Raw genomic sequence first — 17,515 nt, forward strand, 5'->3', positions numbered from 1 at the left:
CGTTCTCCGTCAGTGGCTGGCCGCCGTGGCGCCCATTTCGTTGACTTGCTGGAAGGTCGAGAAACGCTCCAGGCCAAAGGGTTTGATCAGCTCTGGTACCTGCCCGCCGCTGGCGACCAGCTCGGCCATGGTCTTGCCGCAGATCGGCGTGGCCTTGAACCCCCACGTGCCCCAACCGGCGTCGAGGTAATAGTTCTTCACCGGCGACAGGCCCATGATCGGGCTGTAGTCGGGGGTCATGTCGGTGATGCCGGCCCATTGGCGCATCAGCTTGGCATTCGCCAGGAACGGGAACATTTCGATGGCGTGGGCCAACAGGCTTTCCTTCAAGTCCAGCGTGGAGCGGGTATTGAACAGTGGATACGGATCGGAGCCGCCGCCGAAGACCACTTCGCCGCGACTGGTCTGCTGCACGTAACAGTGCAGGGCAGAGGAGCTCACGAGCGGATCTAGGAAGGGTTTGAACGGCTGGGTGACCATCGCTTGCAGCGGGAAGGTCTGGATCGGCGAACGGATCCCGGCTTTTGCCATCAGCAAGGAACTGTGCCCGGCAATCGCCTGCACCGCGCAGCCGCATTTGATGGTGCCGCGATTGGTCTTGACGGCGGTGATGGCGCCGTTCTCGATGATCAGGTCCTGGACTTCGGTGAGCGGGTGGATTTCCACGCCGCGCTTGGCCGCCTGCTTGGCATAGCCCCAAGCGACGGCGTCGTGGCGGGCGGTAGCACCGTCGATGTGCCAGAGCCCGGCGAGCACCGGCAAGTGCCCGGGGTCGAGGTTCAAGGTGGGCACCAGCTCGCGGATCTGCTGGCGATCGATCATCTCGGTACGTCCGCCGAAGTGCTTGTTGACCTCGGCCCGCTGGCGGAACGAACGCACGGTGGCGTCGGTATGGGCCAGGGTCAGTTGGCCGCGCTCGGAGTACATGATGTTGAAATCGAATTCGTTGGACAGCCCCTGGAACATCCGCACCGACTCGGCGTAGAAACGTACCCCTTCGCTGGTCAGGTAGTTGGAGCGGATCACCGCGGTGTTGCGCGCGGTATTGCCGCCACCCAGATAGGATTTTTCCAGCACCGCGATGTTGCTGATGCCGTGGTACTTGGACAGGTAATAAGCGGTGGCCAGGCCGTGGCCACCGGCGCCGATGATCAGCACGTCATAGCTCGGCTTGAGCTCCCGGGGAGGGGGCAGGTCGACCTCTACCGGGTATTCCGAACTCAGCCCGTACTTCAATAGATTGAACGGCATAGGGCCTCCGATTGGCTGCGTTGAGCCTGTTGTTGCATAAGGGCGGCGGTCACGGTGTTTTTCATCAGGAAGGCGATGGTCATGGGGCCGACGCCGCCGGGAACCGGAGTAATCGCCGAGACGTGGGGCAGGGCGTTGTCGAAGTCCACATCCCCCACCAGGCGGCTGTGGCCGTCGTTCTCGATGCGGTTGATGCCGACGTCGATCACGACGGCGCCGGGCTTGAGCCAACTGGCGTTGATCAACCTTGGGCGTCCCACGGCGGCGATGACGATGTCTGCCTGCCGGCACAGCGCCTGTGGATCGGGGCTGCGTGAATGCAGCACGGTCACCGAACAATCGGCCTTGAGCAGCAGGGCGGCCATGGGTTTGCCGACGATGTTCGAACGGCCGATCACCACCGCGTGTTTGCCGCGTAGATCGCCACAGGTTTGCTCCAGCAGATACAGGCAACCGCTGGGGGTGCAGGGGGCGAGCACCGTGCGGCCCTGGCTGAGCCCGCCGACGTTTTCACTGTGAAAGCCGTCGACATCCTTGCCCGGGGCAATGGCCTCCAGGGCGCGTAGCTCATCGATGTGTGCAGGCAATGGCAACTGCAGGAGAATGCCGTTGATCGAGCGATCGGCATTCAGCGTGGCGATCAGGTTGAGCAGTTGTTCGGTGCTGGTGTCGGGAGAAAGCCGATGCTCCACGGAACGAATACCCACCTCTTCGGCACGCAGGATCTTGTTGCGCACATAGACCTGGCTGGCGGGGTCCTTGCCCACCAGAATGACCGCGAGGGCCGGTTGAATAGCCTGCTCGCGCAGGCTATCCACGTCCTTGCGAACCTGGAGTAGCACGTGGGCGGCGGCGGCTTTGCCGTCAATCAGTCGAGGCGTGTTCACCGGAAGATCACCGTTCTGTCCTGATTGAGGAAAACCCGGTGCTCCAGGTGGTACTTGACCGCCTTGGACAGGGCCACGGTTTCGGTGTCACGGCCGGTGGCGACCAGATCGTCGGGCAGATAGACATGATCCACCCGCTGTACTTCCTGCTCGATGATCGGTCCCTCGTCGAGGTCGCTGGTGACGTAGTGGGCGGTGGCGCCAATGAGTTTCACACCGCGCTGATAGGCCTGGTGATACGGCTTGGCGCCTTTGAAACCGGGCAAGAACGAATGGTGAATGTTGATCGCCCGCCCCGAGAGTCGCTTGCACAAGTCATCGGAGAGAATCTGCATGTAGCGCGCCAACACCACCAGTTCGGTGCCGGTGTCGTCGACTATCTTCATCAGTTCGGCTTCCTGCCGGGCCTTGGTGTCCTGGGTCACCGGCAGATAGATAAAGCGAATGCCCTCGCGTTCGGCCATGGGCCGCAAATCCAGGTGGTTGGAGACGATGGCGGTGATGGTCATGTCCATCTCGCCTTTGTGGTAGCGATAGAGCAGGTCGGTCAGGCAGTGGTCGAACTTGCTGACCATCAGCAGCACGCGCATCGGCTCGCGGGTGTCGTGCAATTCCCAGGTCATCTCGAACGCCTTGGCGACGTCGGCGAAACCGTCTTTGATCAGTTGAAGGTTGCCCTGATGGCCGTCGTTGAAGCGAAACACCGCACGCATGAAAAAACGACCGCTGAAATCGTCGTCGAATTGCGCCATCTCCCCGATGTAGCAACCGTTGTCCGCCAGGTAAGTGGTGACGGCCGCAACGATGCCGGACACCGCGGGACAGGTGATCTTCATGATGAAATGATTTTTTTCGTGTTGCATGACACGTCCTCGGGATGATGGCGGCAGCTCATCGCATAGCGAAAAATGTCTGAGGACAGCAGGCTCATTCCTTGAGCGTTTTTTCTTATGGGGAATAAAATATTCCTGAAGTGGCTTTATAGGGGAGTGGAGGCGCGACGTCTAGAGGTTTAGGAAAGATTTTTAACTGAGGGGAATTTTTTTGCGAGGGAAGGCGAATCGTTTCCGTCGGTCGAACGCGGTCAAAAATGTGGGAGCGGGCTTGCTCGCGAATGCGTTCTGCCAGTTGTCATCTCTATCAACGGACAGAGCGCATTCGCGAGCAAGCCCGCTCCCACAGGTTGATCTTCATGCATCGGGAGGGGCGTTACTCTTTGTCGTTGCCGTAGTTCATGATCGATAACAGGCGGATAGGCACCTGCACCAGTTGCTCGGGGCCGTGGGGGATTTCGCCTTCGAACGTCAGGCTGTCGCCCGCTTCCATGCGGTAAAGCTGATTGCCGTGGCGATAGATCAGTTCACCTTCCAGCAGGTGAAGGAATTCGGTGCCGGGGTGGGAGAAGGTCGGAAACTCCTCACTCGCGTCATCCATGCTGACCATGTAGGCCTCGAAACTCTTCTTCGGCCCACGGGTGTGGTTGAGCAGGTGGTACGTATGGCCTTTCTCGGTGCCGCGGCGCACCACTTCCATGCCCTGGTCAGCCTTGACCAACAGCGCACTGCCATCTTGCTGGTCGTACTCGCTGAACAATTTGGACAGTGGCAAGCCGAGCACATCGCACAGGCGGCTCAGGGTATCGAGACTGGTGGACACCTGGGCGTTTTCAATCTTGCTCAACATGCCTTGGCTGATATCGGCAATCTTGGCCACGTCAGACAGCTTCAGATCCTGAGCCTGGCGCTGGCGCTTGATCTGCAATCCCAGGTATTGCTCAAGCTTGAGGCGAGGGGCGGTTTCGGTCGGCATCGTCATTAAATCCTGCACGCTTTCCGTTCAGTAATATTAGTTTCGCACTGAGAAAGTGCAAATGGCGGCGGTCAGCTCGCCTCTATCCCACGATATTCCCACGGGGAAAAGAATTTTCCCATATATACAGCACAAAAGCGTCGTTCCTGGGAGCGTCGGCGTTTCACTCGCGAATCTGGCAAGAGCCTTGCATTCCTATTGGGAAACTAACTTTCTTTTTAGGAATAAAAGGTCAGTCAGGGCCCACCCACAATGTTTTGCCCTTTCGCGAGGAGTGACGAGCAATGTTGCCAGCAGAAACCCAGCGCATCATCGACAAGCACGCAATCAAGTACGTGCTTGCGCAGTTTGTGGACATACACGGGGCGGCCAAAACCAAATCGGTACCTATCTGTGGGCTCAAGACCGTGGCCGAAGAGGGCGCGGGGTTTGCCGGATTCGCGATCAGCGGCATGGGCATGGAGCCCCACGGACCGGACTTCATGGCCCGTGGTGATCTGGCCACGTTGACCCCGGTGCCTTGGCAGCCGGGTTACGGGCGAGTGGTGTGCATCGGCCACGTCGACGGCAAGCCACATCCGTACGACAGCCGTTATGTGTTGCAGCAACAAGTGCAACGCCTGGCAGAAAAGGGCTGGACGCTCAACACCGGCCTGGAGCCCGAGTTCAACCTGATGCGTCGCGACGAGCAGGGCAAACTGCAACTGGTGGACGTCAGCGACAACCTGGACAAGCCTTGCTACGACTACAAGGGCCTGTCGCGCTCGCGCGTGTTCCTCGAACGGCTGACCGAAGCCTTGCAGGCCGTGGATTTCGAGGTCTATCAAATCGACCACGAGGACGCCAACGGCCAGTTCGAGATCAACTACACCTACAGCGACGCCATGACTTCGGCGGATCGCTTCACGTTTTTTCGTATGGCCGCCGGCGAAATCGCCAATGACTTGGGCATGATCTGCTCGTTCATGCCCAAACCCGATCCGAAACGCGCCGGCAACGGCATGCATTTTCACCTGTCGATCAGCAGCGCCGAAAACAAAAACCTGTTCCATGACGCCAGCGACCCCAGCGGCATGGGGCTGTCGAAACTGGCTTACCACTTTGCCGCCGGCCTGCTGGCCCATGGTCCGGCGCTGTGTGCCTTCGCCGCGCCGACGGTCAACTCCTACAAGCGTCTGGTCGTCGGCAACTCGTTGTCCGGTGCGACCTGGGCGCCGGCCTTCATCGCCTTCGGCGCCAACAACCGTTCGGCCATGGTGCGGGTGCCCTACGGGCGCCTGGAGTTCCGCCTGCCGGACGCTGGCTGCAACCCCTATCTGGTCAGCGCCGCGATCATCGCCGCCGGTCTGGACGGCATCGACCGCCAGTTGGAAATCGACCACGTCTGCAATGAAAACCTCTACAGCCTGAGCCTGGAACAGATCGCCGCACGAGGCATAAAGACCCTGCCGCAATCGCTCAAGGAAGCCTGTGACGCCCTGGAAGCCGACCCGCTGTTCGCCGAGGTGCTGGGCCCGCAGATCGTCGGCGAGTTCATCAAGCTCAAGCGCATGGAATGGGTGGAGTACAGCCGCCACGTTTCCGACTGGGAGATCCAGCGCTACACCGAATTTTTCTGACGCTGTGTTTTGACAACCATTCGGGCACCCGGCACCGCGTCGAGTGTTCACTGCCTTCGAAGGAGATTTGATATGTGTGGGATCGTAGGCCTTTACCTGAAAAATCCGCAGCTGGAATCCCAGCTCGGCAAGCTGTTTGAACCCATGTTGCAGGCGATGACCGACCGAGGGCCGGACAGTGCCGGGTTTGCGATCTATGGCGATGAAGTGGCGGATGGTTGGGTCAAGCTGACCTTGCAGGCGACCACTGACGGTTTCGATTGGAAAGCCCTGATGGGCGAACTGGAGGGCCGCCTCGGTTGTTCGCTGGACTGGTTCCAGAACGCCAGCGCTGCCGTGCTCAAAGTCAATGCCCAAGAGGCGCCGGTACGGCTGGCCCTCGCCGAACTGGCGCCGAGCGTGCGCATCATGAGCGCCGGCCAGAGCATCGAAATCCTCAAGGGTATGGGCTTGCCTCTGGAAATTTCCCAACGTTTCGGCCTGGGCGGCATGAAGGGCAGCCACATCATCGGTCACACCCGCATGGCCACTGAAAGCGCGGTGACCATGGAAGGTAGCCACCCGTTCTCCACCGGTGCCGACCTGTGCCTGGTGCACAACGGCTCGCTCTCCAACCACTTCCGCCTGCGTCAGGAGCTCAAGCGCCAAGGCATTCACTTCGAGACCGACAACGACACCGAAGTGGCTGCTGGCTACCTGACCTGGCGCCTGCAGCAGGGCGACTCATTGAAAGAGGCGTTGGATCACTCGCTGGAGGACCTGGACGGTTTCTTCACCTTCGCCATCGGCACTCGCAACGGTTTTGCCGTGATCCGCGACCCGATTGCCTGCAAGCCGGCGATCCTCGCCGAGACTGACGATTACGTCGCCATGGCTTCCGAGTATCAGGCCCTGTCGAGCCTGCCGGGCATCGAACACGCCAAGGTCTGGGAGCCGGCACCGGCCACCATGTACATCTGGGAACGCGAGTCAGCTTAAGGAGCGCACACATGAAAACCATCGACCTTTCCACGGCCACCGTGCGTGAACTCAATCAGGCGTTGCACGACCAGGTCAACAGCGTTGAAGACCGCGAATGGGTGGTGACGCATTCGGACGGCAAGCACAACCTCGCGGTCGGGGTGAACGAAGTGCTGTCCATCGATATCCAGGGCCACGCCGGCTACTACTGTGCGGGCATGAATCAAAAAGCCTCGATCACCGTCCACGGCAACGTCGGTGTCGGGTGCGCCGAGAACATGATGTCTGGCTACGTTCGGGTCAAAGGCAGCGCTTCCCAGGCGGCCGGTGCCACCGCCCATGGCGGGCTGCTGGTGATTGAAGGGGATGCCGGCGCGCGTTGCGGCATTTCCATGAAAGGCATCGACATTGTGGTCGGTGGCAGCATCGGCCACATGAGCTGTTTCATGGGCCAGGCCGGGCGGCTGGTGGTTTGCGGCGATGCTGGTGATGCGCTGGGCGATTCCTTGTACGAAACCCACATCTACGTGAAGGGCAATGTGGAGTCCCTGGGCTCCGATTGCATCGAGAAAGAGATGCGTGCCGAGCACCTCCAGGAGCTCCAGGACCTGTTGAACCGCGCCGGATTCGTGCACAAGGCGGCTGACTTCAAGCGCTATGGATCGGCCCGTCAGTTGTACAACTTCAAAGTCGATAACGCGTCCGCGTACTGATCCGCGCGAGGAGAACAGATATGAGCGACCCGATTAACCAAAAAGCAGCCACGCCAGTACTGCGCGAGTCAGCCACCTTCGACCGCCTGACCATCCAGGAAATCCAACGTGCCGCCGAGACCGGCATCTACGATATTCGCGGCGGCGGTACCAAACGCAAACTGCCGCATTTCGATGATTTGCTGCTGCTCGGCGCCAGCGTTTCGCGTTACCCGCTGGAAGGCTATCGGGAGAAATGCGGCACCGATGTGATCCTCGGCAACCGCTTTGCCAAGAAGCCGATCCACCTGAAGATTCCGGTGACCATCGCCGGCATGAGCTTCGGGGCGTTGTCGGCCAATGCCAAGGAAGCCCTGGGCCGTGGCGCGACCATCGCGGGCACCAGCACCACCACTGGTGACGGCGGCATGACCCCGGAAGAACGCGGCCAGTCGCAGCATTTGGTCTATCAGTATTTGCCGTCACGCTATGGCATGAACCCGGACGATCTGCGCAAGGCCGACGCGATTGAAATCGTCCTGGGGCAGGGCGCCAAACCCGGTGGCGGCGGTATGTTGCTGGGGATGAAAGTCACCGAGCGTGTGGCCGGTATGCGTACCTTGCCCATCGGTGTCGATCAGCGCAGTGCCTGCCGTCACCCCGACTGGACCGGCCCGGATGACCTGGCGATCAAGATTGCCGAGCTGCGCGAAATCACTGATTGGGAAAAACCGATCTACGTGAAAATCGGCGCCAGCCGGCCGTACTACGACGTTAAGTTGGCCGTGAAGGCCGGGGCGGATGTGATCGTGCTCGATGGCATGCAAGGCGGAACGGCGGCGACCCAGGAAGTCTTTATCGAACACGTGGGGATCCCGATTCTGTCGGCCATCCCGCAAGCGGTACAGGCTTTGCAGGAGATGGGCATGCATCGCAAAGTGCAGTTGATCGTCTCTGGAGGGATTCGCAACGGTGCCGACGTCGCCAAGGCGATGGCGCTGGGGGCGGATGCGGTGGCCATCGGCACTGCCGCGCTGATCGCCCTGGGCGACAACCACCCGCGCCTGGACGAGGAACTGAAGAAAATCGGTTCGGCCGCCGGTTTCTACGATGACTGGCAGAACGGGCGCGATCCGGCCGGGATTACCACTCAGGACCCGGAGCTGTCCAAGCGACTGGATCCGGTGGAGGGTGGCCGCCGCTTGGCCAACTACCTGCGCGTCCTGGTGCTGGAAGCGCAGACGATGGCCCGGGCGTGTGGCAAGTCGCACCTGCACAACCTCGATCCCGAGGATCTGGTCGCGCTGACGGTGGAGTCGGCGGCCATGGCGCGAGTACCGTTGGCGGGGACCAACTGGGTTCCGGGTTCCGGTACCGGCTACTGACCCAAACCTGTGGGAGCGAGCTTGCTCGCGATGACGGTGGCACAGTCAGAACTGCTGCAAGCTGACCCACCGCTATCGCGAGCAAGCTCGCTCCCACAAGGTCCTGTTCGTGACATTACATACGAGAGGCCGAAAAGGCCCGTATCTCATTCTTTATTGCTCGCTGCCCGACACCCACCTTTTCTTCGCAGGAGCTTTGAACATGGTCAATCGTCTTCTCGGCAAATCTCTTCTCGGCTTATTGGCGGCCGGTGCTCTTGCGCCATTGGCCCAGGCCGCCGATGCACCCGCGTTGAACACCGGCAGCACCGCCTGGATGGTCACTGCCGCGGTGCTGGTGCTGTTCATGTGTCTACCGGGTCTCGCCTTGTTTTACGGCGGCCTGGTCCGCGCAAAAAACATGCTTTCGCTGTTCACTCAGTGCTTCGGCATCGCCGGCCTGGTCGGCGTGTTGTGGGTGATTTATGGCTACAGCATGGTGGTCGACAGCTCCGGCATGATTGAGGGGCAGGTGACGTTCAACAGTTTCGTCGGTGGTTTGAGCCGGGCCTTTCTGGCGGGTATGACCCCAGAGAGTTTGGTGGGGGATATTCCAGAGGGTGTGTTCGTGACCTTCCAGATGACCTTTGCGATCATCACCCCGGCACTGATTGCCGGTGCATTCGCCGAACGCATGAAGTTTTCGGCGGCGCTGTGGTTCATGGCGTTGTGGTTCACCCTGGTGTATGCCCCGGTGGCGCATATGGTGTGGGGAGGGGCAGGTGCGTTGATGCACAACTGGGGTGTGCTCGATTTCGCCGGCGGCACCGCCGTGCACATCAATGCCGGCGTCGCCGCTTTGGCCGCGTGCCTGATTCTCGGCAAGCGCAAGGGCTACCAGAACTCGCCAATGCCAGCCCACAACCTGAGCCTGACCATGGCCGGTGCGGCGATGCTCTGGGTGGGTTGGTTCGGCTTTAACATCGGTTCCGGCGGAGGCCTCAACGGCACTTCTGGCATCGTCATGCTCAACACCCAGTTGGGGGCCTGCGCCGGCATTCTCGGATGGATGTTCACCGAGTGGTTCAAGGTTGGCAAGCCAAGTGCCTTGGGCCTCGCCAGTGGTGCCTTGGCTGGGTTGGTCGGCATCACGCCGGCGTGCGCGTATGTCGGCGTCGGTGGTGCGTTGGCCATCGGTTTGCTGTGCGGGGTGTTCTGCTACTTGAGCGTCACCGTGCTTAAGCGTCGCTTCGGTTATGACGACAGCCTCGACGTGTTCGGCTTGCACGGCATTGGCGGGATGATTGGCGCGGTGTTGACCGGGGTGTTCTGTGTGCCGTCGGTGGGAGGATTGGTCGAAGGCGTGACCATGGGGGCCCAGGTCATGGCGCAAATCAAAGGTGTGTTGCTGACGACGGTTTATTGCTTTGTCATCAGTTGGGTCATTCTCAAGGTGATCAACGCGGTGATCGGTTTACGCGCCGATGCGTCGGTGGAGGAGATGGGGTTGGACCTGGCTGAACACAACGAGCGTGCCTACAACCACTGATCGTTGCTGTTGACCGACACGGTTCACCTTCGAGTGTTCACTTGGAAAAAGTGGTGCTGTATCTACTTGCTTTGGTGTGTATATCCGTTTCAGCAGCAACGGCTGCTCAGGGTTCGGCCCTTACGGCGGGTCACTTTCGAAAAGCCGGAATGCCGGCCCAGGCGAAAGTAACCAAAGCGCTTCTATCCCACCACTCGGCACCTCGCCTAGGGACGGTGTGCCTGAACGAAGGCATTGCTCCGTGGGCCTGCCGCGAAGGGCCATCCATGGCCCCGCGCGGCTACCTCGGCATCCATGCCGAGGTGCCCACTCCACAATGCCTGCGTGCGGCCATCGTGGTTAACGGGGCGCCGAGATCAAAATCCAAGGCAAAGCAAGAGCCTATGTGGCTGAACCACCGCCATCGCGAGCAAGCTCCCACAATGGGCCTGCGGTGAACACAAGACTCAAGAAAACCCAAGATCCCCTGTGGGAGCGAGCTTGCTCGCGAAGAGGCCAGCAAGCCCGACATCCATGTGACTGAACCACCGCCATCGCGAGCAAGCTCGCTCCCACAATGGATCTTCAGCAGACACAAAACTCATGCTCACCGCAAAACCTGTGGGAGCGAGCTTGCTCGCGAAGAGGCCAGCAAGCCCGACATCCATGTGACTGAACCACCGCTATCGCGAGCAAGCTCGCTCCCACAATGGATCTTCAGCAGACACAAAACTCATGCTCACCGCAAAACCTGTGGGAGCGAGCTTGCTCGCGATGAGGCCGGCAAGTCCAACATCCATGTGACTGAACCACCGCTATCGCGAGCAGGGGAAACGCGCTCTCACCAAGAACCAGGTCGGCTATCAGGCCGCCTCGAGGCGGACGTTGTGCTCAACTCACCATCAGATGGCTAGCAGATGCCAACCCACGGGCTTGCTGCAATTGGCTGGCGATCAAGGTGTTCTTCAGCAGATAGGCAATGGTCATCGGCCCGACGCCACCGGGCACCGGCGTGATCGCGCTGGCGACGGTGCGCGCGCTGGCGTAGTCGACATCGCCCACCAGATGGCTGCCGGATTCATCGGTAATACGATTGATCCCGACATCGATCACCACTGCCCCAGGCTTGAGCCAAGTGGCATCGATCAGCCCGGGACGGCCTACCGCCGCGACGACGATATCGGCCAGCCGACACAACGCCGGGGCATCGACGCTGCGTGAATGCACCACGCTGACCGAGCAGTGAGCCTGCAACAGCAAGGTCGCCATGGGCTTGCCGACGATGTTCGAGCGTCCGACGACCACGGCGTGCAAGCCGCTCACATCGCCGCAGGTTTCGTGGAGCAGACGCATGCAGCCGCTGGGCGTGCAGGGTGTAAGGACTTCGATGCCTTGCACCAGGCCGCCGACGTTTTCGCGATGGAAACCGTCCACGTCCTTGATCGGGTCGATGGCATGAATGACGGCCGCCTCGTCGATATGCCCCGGCAATGGCAATTGCACCAGAATGCCATTCACCGTGGCATCGGCGTTCAGTCGGGCAATCAGTTCCAGTACCTGATGCTCGCTGGTGTTTTCTGCCAGCCGGTACTCCAGCGAGCGGATGCCGACTTCCCTGGCCCGCAGCAGTTTGTTGCGCACGTAAACCTCGCTGGCCGGGTCTTCGCCCACCAACAGTACCGCCAGGGCTGGGTAAATATGCTGCTGCGCGAGGGCTAGAACCTCATCCCGAACCTCGTCGAGAACCCGCGCGGAAATGGCCTTGCCGTCGATATCGCGAGCAAGTGCAGGGGTGGTGCTGGTCAAAAGAGTCACCGTAGTCTTGATGGATAGAGGGACGAAACAATCACCGAGGCGTCGTTGCACCTCGATGATTTATCAGGGAACAGCAGGCAAGGGCGCTCAGACTACCAATTGATGGCTGCCGTACACCACAAGAACACCCGCGATCAGCGTGACATAGGGCAACCAGCCCGCGCGTTTATGACCCGTATCGGCCTGAACGTAGAGGTCGTTAAGCATTGCTTCGGGGAAGAGACCCTTGTCCTGCACATAGTGGCGGTAGCAGAACACCGGCAGGATCAACAGCGCCAGCAGCAGGCCTGTCATCAGGGTGCCCGCGCCCCAGATATCGGCGCCCAGGCCCATGCAGGCCAGGTTGACGAAACTCAACACACCACCGGCCACCAGGAGCACGGTCGGGGCTTTGTATGGGCGTATCCAATCGGGACGATCCAGGCGATGGATCCAGCCAGCGTTGAGATTGAGGAAGTTGAAGATGATGTAGCTGACGTTGGACGCAGCGAGCACGAAGACATAGTCGGACATCAGCAACAGCAGCAAATTGAACGACAGGTCGGTCCACATCGCGGCGGTGGGCGCGCCGTGTTCATTGGTGCGGCCCAGGTACTTCGGCAGCCAGCCATCCACCGACGCCTGGTACAAGGTGCGCGAGGAGCCGGACATCGACGTCATGATCGCCAGCAAGGTGGCCAGGACCAGCATGATCAGCACGATGTTGGCGACCAGCTTGCCGCCGCCGATACTGTCCGCCATCACCTGGCCGACGCCCATGCCGCTGTAGATCGCTGGCGACAACAGGCCACTGTAGACCGCCGGCGACACCACTGCACCGCTGGCGTCCAGCACGGCCGGTGTCACCAGTTGGCCAAGCCCCAGGCTGCCTTGAAACGCCAGGGGCACCAGGGTGAACACCAGGATGCACAGCAGGCCCGCATAGAAAATCGCCTTGAACGTGTCGCGCTTGGGGTCCTTGAATTCCCGGGTGTAGCACACCGCCGTTTCGAAGCCGTAGGTGGACCACGCGGCCATGAACAGACCGCCCGCCATCAGCGTCCAACCGGACAGATCCCAGGGGCCGTCGATCACTTGTCCACTCGCGTCATGGGCCAAGGGATAAAGCGGCAGGAAATTCGCCTGGGTTGCGTCTCCGGTGAACAAAGGCACCACACCCACCAGCAGCAAAGGAACCAGCGATGTCACGCCCAGCACCAGGGTCAGACGCGCCGAGCGCAGAATGCCGCCATGCTGCACGGCAAAAACGGTCAGCAGGATCAACAGACCGATGGCGAATGTCGCGTTGATCCGCAGCGACAGGCCACTCTTGATCCAGCCCAGGTCGAGCAGGGTCAGTTGCCAGGTATTGATCAGCGCATCGGCGGGAAACAGCGCGGTGAGTATGTAGCCGGCTGCCAGCCCTGAACCGATTGACAGCACCGGCGACCAGGCCAGCCAGTTGCACCACACCGAAACCGGTGCGATCAGCTTGCTGTAACGTACCCAGGCGACCGCGCCATAAACCGAGGCACCGCCGGATTTGTGCGGGAACAGCCCGGCGATTTCGGCGTAGGTGAAGGCCTGGATAAACCCGAACAGGATCGACACGATCCATACGATCCACGCCGGTTTGCCCACCGTGGCGGCAATCGCACCGATGGAGAACAGCACCAGCGCGGGCACGCCACTGGCGACCCAGAATGCGCCGCGCCAATCAATCTTGCGGTGCAGGCTGCCTGCTGTGCTGGCGGCCTGCGGTACTGCCTCGAACGTCGTCGCTTCCATCTTCGTATTCCCATGTCTGAGTAGCGGAGTAGTGGGGGCAGTCAAATTCAAGGTGGCACACAGGTCCGTCTGGTTGATCAACTGCGCACCCGGCTTTTGTCCGGGTCGTAGAAAATCGCTGCGCTGACCGTGGCGCTGATGCGCTTCTGCAGGCCATCGACTTTGCCAATCTCAAGTGCGGTGCCGGGCTCGGCGCAGCTCACATCAACCCGGCACAGGGCGATGTTGCTGGCCAGCAGCGGTGAGCGGCAGGCACTGGTGATCACCCCGACCTGGGCCCGGCCTTGGTACACCGGGTCGCCGTGGTGGGCGGCCTCGTTGCCGCTCAAGTGCAGGCCGACCAGCTTGTGGGTGGGGTGGGCGCTGCGCCGCAACAGGGCGTCGCGGCCGATAAAGTCATCGGTTTTGCTCTTGAGCGGCACGCTGAAACCGATACCCGCCTCGAACGGGTCGGTCTGGTCGCTGAACTCGTAACCGGCAAAAATCAGCCCGGCTTCGATCCGCAGCAGGTCCAGCGCTTCCAGGCCCAGCGGCACCAGGCCCAACGGCTCGCCGAGTTGCCAGATGCGGTCCCACACACGTTCGGCGTCTTCGGGCTGGCACCAGACCTCGAAGCCCAGCTCGCCGGTGTAGCCGGTGCGTGAAATCATCAATGGACAGCCATCAAAACCGTCCAGCCGGCCAACCAGGAAGCGGAACCAACCGAGGGTTTCCAGGCTCGGTTGAGTGGGCGGGGTCCAGACCATCTGCGCGAGCAGCTCGCGACTGCGCGGCCCTTGCACTGCCAGGTTGTGAATCTGCTCGCTGGCGGACTTGACCCACACCTTCATGCCCAGTTTCTGCGCCTGCTCGCGCAGCCAGACCCCGGCGTAATCCTCACCGCAGATCCAGCGGAAGTTGTCCGGGCCCAGGCGCAGCAGGGTCCCGTCGTCCAGCATGCCGCCATGTTCGTGGCACATCGCCGAGTACACCACTTGGCCCACCGCCAGGCGCCGCACATCCCGGGTCAGGCAGTACTGGAGCAGGGCTTCGGCGTCGGGGCCGATGATTTCGAATTTGCGCAGGGCGGTCAGGTCCATCACCGCGACGCGTTCACGGCAACCGAGGTATTCCTCGGTGGCGCCATAGCCGTCGTAGCGCAGCGGCAGCCACCAATTGCGGTAGTCGATGAAGCTGCCGGTGAGGCGGCTGGTGCGTGAGTGAAAGCCGGACTCACGGGTGAGGATCGGGTCGGCATCGGCCGTGGTTCGAGTGCTCATGGCGATGGAAAAACGCTCCTTCTCGCTGTAGATGCGGACATGGATGTCGGTCGGGTTCCAGCCATTGGCCGGGTCGATGTCGTCCGGGCATGAGGTACTGCCACACAGCAGATCGGTCATGGCCCGCAGGAGCACGTAATCGCCGGGACGCGACCAGGGCTCGTCCAGCGTCATCTGCTGATGGGCGTCGATCCTGGTGTTGAAGAACAAATTGATCGCCGGCCAACCGCTGCGCGCCTGTACCCCGTGGACCGCCAAGGCCCTGCTCAGGTTGTCGCTGCAGTTGTCGTGCCCGAAGTAACCATGGCTCTCGTAATAGCGCGCGGCGCAGGCCAGGGCGAAGGCGTCATGGCGACCGACGGTGTCTTGCACGACCTCCAGCATCGGCTGCATCTGGCGGTCGAAAAACTTCGAGAACAGCCCTGGCGCCGGGTAGGCGCTGCCGTTCAGGGTCCGAGTGACGGTCTGGTCCAGGTCCAGTTCGACGCCGCGATCCAGCGCCCGCCGGTCGAGGGCGACGAAGTCCGAGCATTGGCGGCCGGCGACATCCAGCACCTGCACGTACTGCCCTTTGCCGACGGTATAGCTGTGGGCCGTGCCAGCGCGAATGGTGAATTCGTCGAGCAACTCGCCCAGCGGTTCGGGTAGCGCCGGGAGCAGCAGCGACGAGGGATTGGCCCGGGTCACCCACAACCGCAGTTCGCTGGGCCGGTACTGTCGATCGACGGACGTGGGGCCCGCGGGCGCGGCGACAATCACCAGCAGGTCATCGCTGGCGACAAAGTGGCGACTGAAGTTGGCAGGGTTGCCCTCGTCCCAGAGCGAAGCCGCGCCGGGCATTTGGTAGGGCTCAATACCGCGTCGGCTCAACGCCTGGTTGATGCGCCGAGCTTGCACGGTCGGTTCGGCAAGCCGTGCGCCGATGAACCCGCAGGCCGTCGAACCGCTCAATGCCCAGGCCGCCAGCGCGCTGCGACCGCTGGCATCCACGGCCAGCAGTTCACAGGGTTGCTGCCCCTCAAGGTCGATCACTTGCAGGCTGTCACCGGGCTGCAAAGCCACCAGTGTCAGGCCGCCGGCCGCTACCCGATAGCGCTCCAGGGTCGGCGCCCGGGCAAACAGGCCGGGCTCCCAGGGGGCCGATACACGAGGTGCATTCATGATGAACCTCCCGGATCAGCCGACCGACGTGATGGTCGTCGGCGGCTCGGCGAGGTACGCCGCCATCGAATCGTCCAGCGCATGCAGCCAGGGGGTGTGGTGGGGCGGTGACTGGGTTCCGGTCATCAACGAGCGATAGGACTTGTCGCGATAACCCATGATGTTTTCCGCTTTGTCGTGCTTCCAGTGCAGGAAGGTTTCATTGACGGCGGCGATGTCGAAGTTCGGGTAGTCGGTGGCGTCTACCAGGTGCTGGATGTAGGCACCCTGGTATTCGAACATCTGCTGGTTGGTTTCCAGTGTCTGTTCCCGTTCGTGCCATTGCCGGCTGTCGGCGACCATCTGGTCGTGGCTGGGCAGCTGAATGCGCCCCAGGATTACATCGCGGGCATACCAGGCCTGGGCATCGAACATGTTGAACGAGTACCACTGGTCCTGCATGCCGAGATAGATCAGTCGCGGGTTGGGCTCCCAGAAAATGCCTTTGTACAAGTTCATCGGCCATAGCCGGTTATCGGTCTTGAGGCACAGTTCGTCCGGCAGGAAGGGGAAGTGATGTTTGTAGCCGGTACAGAGGATCACCGCATCGATGGACTTGTGGGTGCCGTCGATAAAGTAGGCGCGGTTTTTTTCCAGGCGCTGCAACAACGGTTTTTCTTCCCAATTGGCGGGCCAGTCATAGCCCATGGGCGCGGTGCGGTAGCAACTGGTGATGCTGCGGGCGCCGTATTTGTAGCACTGGGAACCGATGTCTTCGGCAGAATAACTGCTGCCGACGATGAGCAGATCCTTGCCCTTGAACTCCAGCGCGTCGCGGAAATCATGGGCGTGCAGGATACGCCCGCCGAACTGCTCGAATCCTGGGAAGTACGGCATCTTCGGCGTCGAAAAGTGTCCGCAGGCATTGATCACATAGTCGAATTCCTCCGAGGTCTGGGTATCGCTGCCGTGGTCGTGGGCGATCACCGTGAAGCGCTGGGTCTCTTCGTCAAAAGTGATCTGGCGCACCACGTTATTGAAACGGATGTAGTCCCGCACCCCGGCCTTTTCGACACGACCCTTGATGTAATCCCAGAGCACCTCCCGCGGCGGATATGAGCCGATTGGGCGGCCAAAATGTTCCTCGAAGGTGTAGTCGGCGAATTCCAGGCATTCCTTGGGGCCGTTGGACCACAGGTAGCGGTACATGCTGCCGTGCACCGGCTCGCCGTTTTCGTCGAGGCCGGTGCGCCAGGTGTAGTTCCACATGCCGCCCCAGTCCTGCTGTTTTTCGAAACACACCAGTTCAGGGATAGCGGCGCCTTTGTCACGGGCCGACTGGAAGGCGCGAAGTTGCGCCAGGCCACACGGGCCGGCGCCGATGATTGCAACACGTAGAGTCATGAGCGTGCCTCCTGAGGGGT

At 61.2% G+C, this 17,515-nt stretch carries 13 protein-coding genes; 5 read left to right on the forward strand and 8 right to left on the reverse strand.

The features are described from left to right. Positions 1 to 9: 9 nt before the first annotated feature. The 4 genes from ACMTA2_RS14155 to ACMTA2_RS14170 all read right to left on the reverse strand — a co-directional run bounded on the left by ACMTA2_RS14155 (position 10) and on the right by ACMTA2_RS14170 (position 3,953). On the reverse strand, positions 10 to 1,251 hold the full coding sequence (locus ACMTA2_RS14155; protein ID WP_413795311.1) for an FAD-dependent oxidoreductase: 1,242 nt from the start codon (positions 1,249 to 1,251) through the stop codon (positions 10 to 12). Next, complete coding sequence (folD, locus tag ACMTA2_RS14160) at positions 1,233 to 2,138, reverse strand: bifunctional methylenetetrahydrofolate dehydrogenase/methenyltetrahydrofolate cyclohydrolase FolD (protein WP_413795312.1); 906 nt, start codon at positions 2,136 to 2,138, stop codon at positions 1,233 to 1,235. Before folD ends, ACMTA2_RS14155 begins: the two co-directional genes overlap by 19 nt. After that, positions 2,135 to 3,001, reverse strand: coding sequence for a formyltetrahydrofolate deformylase (purU, locus tag ACMTA2_RS14165; RefSeq protein WP_413795313.1), 867 nt, complete (start codon positions 2,999 to 3,001; stop codon positions 2,135 to 2,137). The genes folD and purU overlap by 4 nt, the downstream gene beginning before the upstream one ends. A gap of 346 nt (positions 3,002 to 3,347) precedes the next feature. Beyond that, positions 3,348 to 3,953 (reverse strand): helix-turn-helix domain-containing protein, encoded by a 606-nt coding sequence (locus tag ACMTA2_RS14170; RefSeq protein WP_109755155.1) that lies wholly within the window; start codon positions 3,951 to 3,953, stop codon positions 3,348 to 3,350. Between the two features lie 278 nt (positions 3,954 to 4,231). On the opposite strand from ACMTA2_RS14170, the gene glnT reads away from it, so the two are divergent. The 5 genes from glnT to ACMTA2_RS14195 all read left to right on the forward strand — a co-directional run bounded on the left by glnT (position 4,232) and on the right by ACMTA2_RS14195 (position 10,131). Continuing rightward, complete coding sequence (gene glnT, locus ACMTA2_RS14175; protein WP_413795314.1) at positions 4,232 to 5,566, forward strand: type III glutamate--ammonia ligase; 1,335 nt, start codon at positions 4,232 to 4,234, stop codon at positions 5,564 to 5,566. Positions 5,567 to 5,638: 72 nt separating this feature from the next. Further along, complete coding sequence (locus ACMTA2_RS14180; protein ID WP_413795315.1) at positions 5,639 to 6,544, forward strand: class II glutamine amidotransferase; 906 nt, start codon at positions 5,639 to 5,641, stop codon at positions 6,542 to 6,544. A gap of 11 nt (positions 6,545 to 6,555) precedes the next feature. After that, positions 6,556 to 7,239: a GltB/FmdC/FwdC-like GXGXG domain-containing protein gene (locus ACMTA2_RS14185; protein WP_413795316.1), complete on the forward strand. Its 684-nt coding sequence runs from the start codon at positions 6,556 to 6,558 to the stop codon at positions 7,237 to 7,239. Positions 7,240 to 7,259: 20 nt separating this feature from the next. Continuing rightward, a complete protein-coding gene (locus ACMTA2_RS14190) occupies positions 7,260 to 8,603 on the forward strand; it encodes an FMN-binding glutamate synthase family protein (protein WP_060742973.1) in 1,344 nt (447 codons plus the stop codon). Between the two features lie 202 nt (positions 8,604 to 8,805). Beyond that, the gene (locus ACMTA2_RS14195; RefSeq protein WP_413795317.1) at positions 8,806 to 10,131 is read left to right on the forward strand and encodes an ammonium transporter; all 1,326 of its coding nucleotides are present in this window, start codon (positions 8,806 to 8,808) and stop codon (positions 10,129 to 10,131) included. An 870-nt stretch (positions 10,132 to 11,001) separates the two neighbouring features. Here ACMTA2_RS14195 and ACMTA2_RS14200 read toward each other — a convergent pair. The 4 genes from ACMTA2_RS14200 to ACMTA2_RS14215 form a co-directional block, all read right to left on the reverse strand. Then, positions 11,002 to 11,925: a bifunctional 5,10-methylenetetrahydrofolate dehydrogenase/5,10-methenyltetrahydrofolate cyclohydrolase gene (locus tag ACMTA2_RS14200; protein ID WP_413795318.1), complete on the reverse strand. Its 924-nt coding sequence runs from the start codon at positions 11,923 to 11,925 to the stop codon at positions 11,002 to 11,004. An 87-nt stretch (positions 11,926 to 12,012) separates the two neighbouring features. After that, positions 12,013 to 13,692 (reverse strand): APC family permease, encoded by a 1,680-nt coding sequence (locus ACMTA2_RS14205; protein ID WP_413795319.1) that lies wholly within the window; start codon positions 13,690 to 13,692, stop codon positions 12,013 to 12,015. 77 nt (positions 13,693 to 13,769) lie between these two features. After that, positions 13,770 to 16,112, reverse strand: a complete 2,343-nt coding sequence (locus ACMTA2_RS14210; RefSeq protein WP_413795320.1) for a trimethylamine N-oxide demethylase — start codon at positions 16,110 to 16,112, stop codon at positions 13,770 to 13,772. 15 nt (positions 16,113 to 16,127) lie between these two features. Further along, complete coding sequence (locus ACMTA2_RS14215) at positions 16,128 to 17,495, reverse strand: trimethylamine monooxygenase (RefSeq protein ID WP_413795321.1); 1,368 nt, start codon at positions 17,493 to 17,495, stop codon at positions 16,128 to 16,130. Between the last annotated feature and the right edge of the window lie 20 nt (positions 17,496 to 17,515).

The organism is Pseudomonas medicaginis, from assembly GCF_965119365.1.
GTDB lineage: Bacteria > Pseudomonadota > Gammaproteobacteria > Pseudomonadales > Pseudomonadaceae > Aquipseudomonas.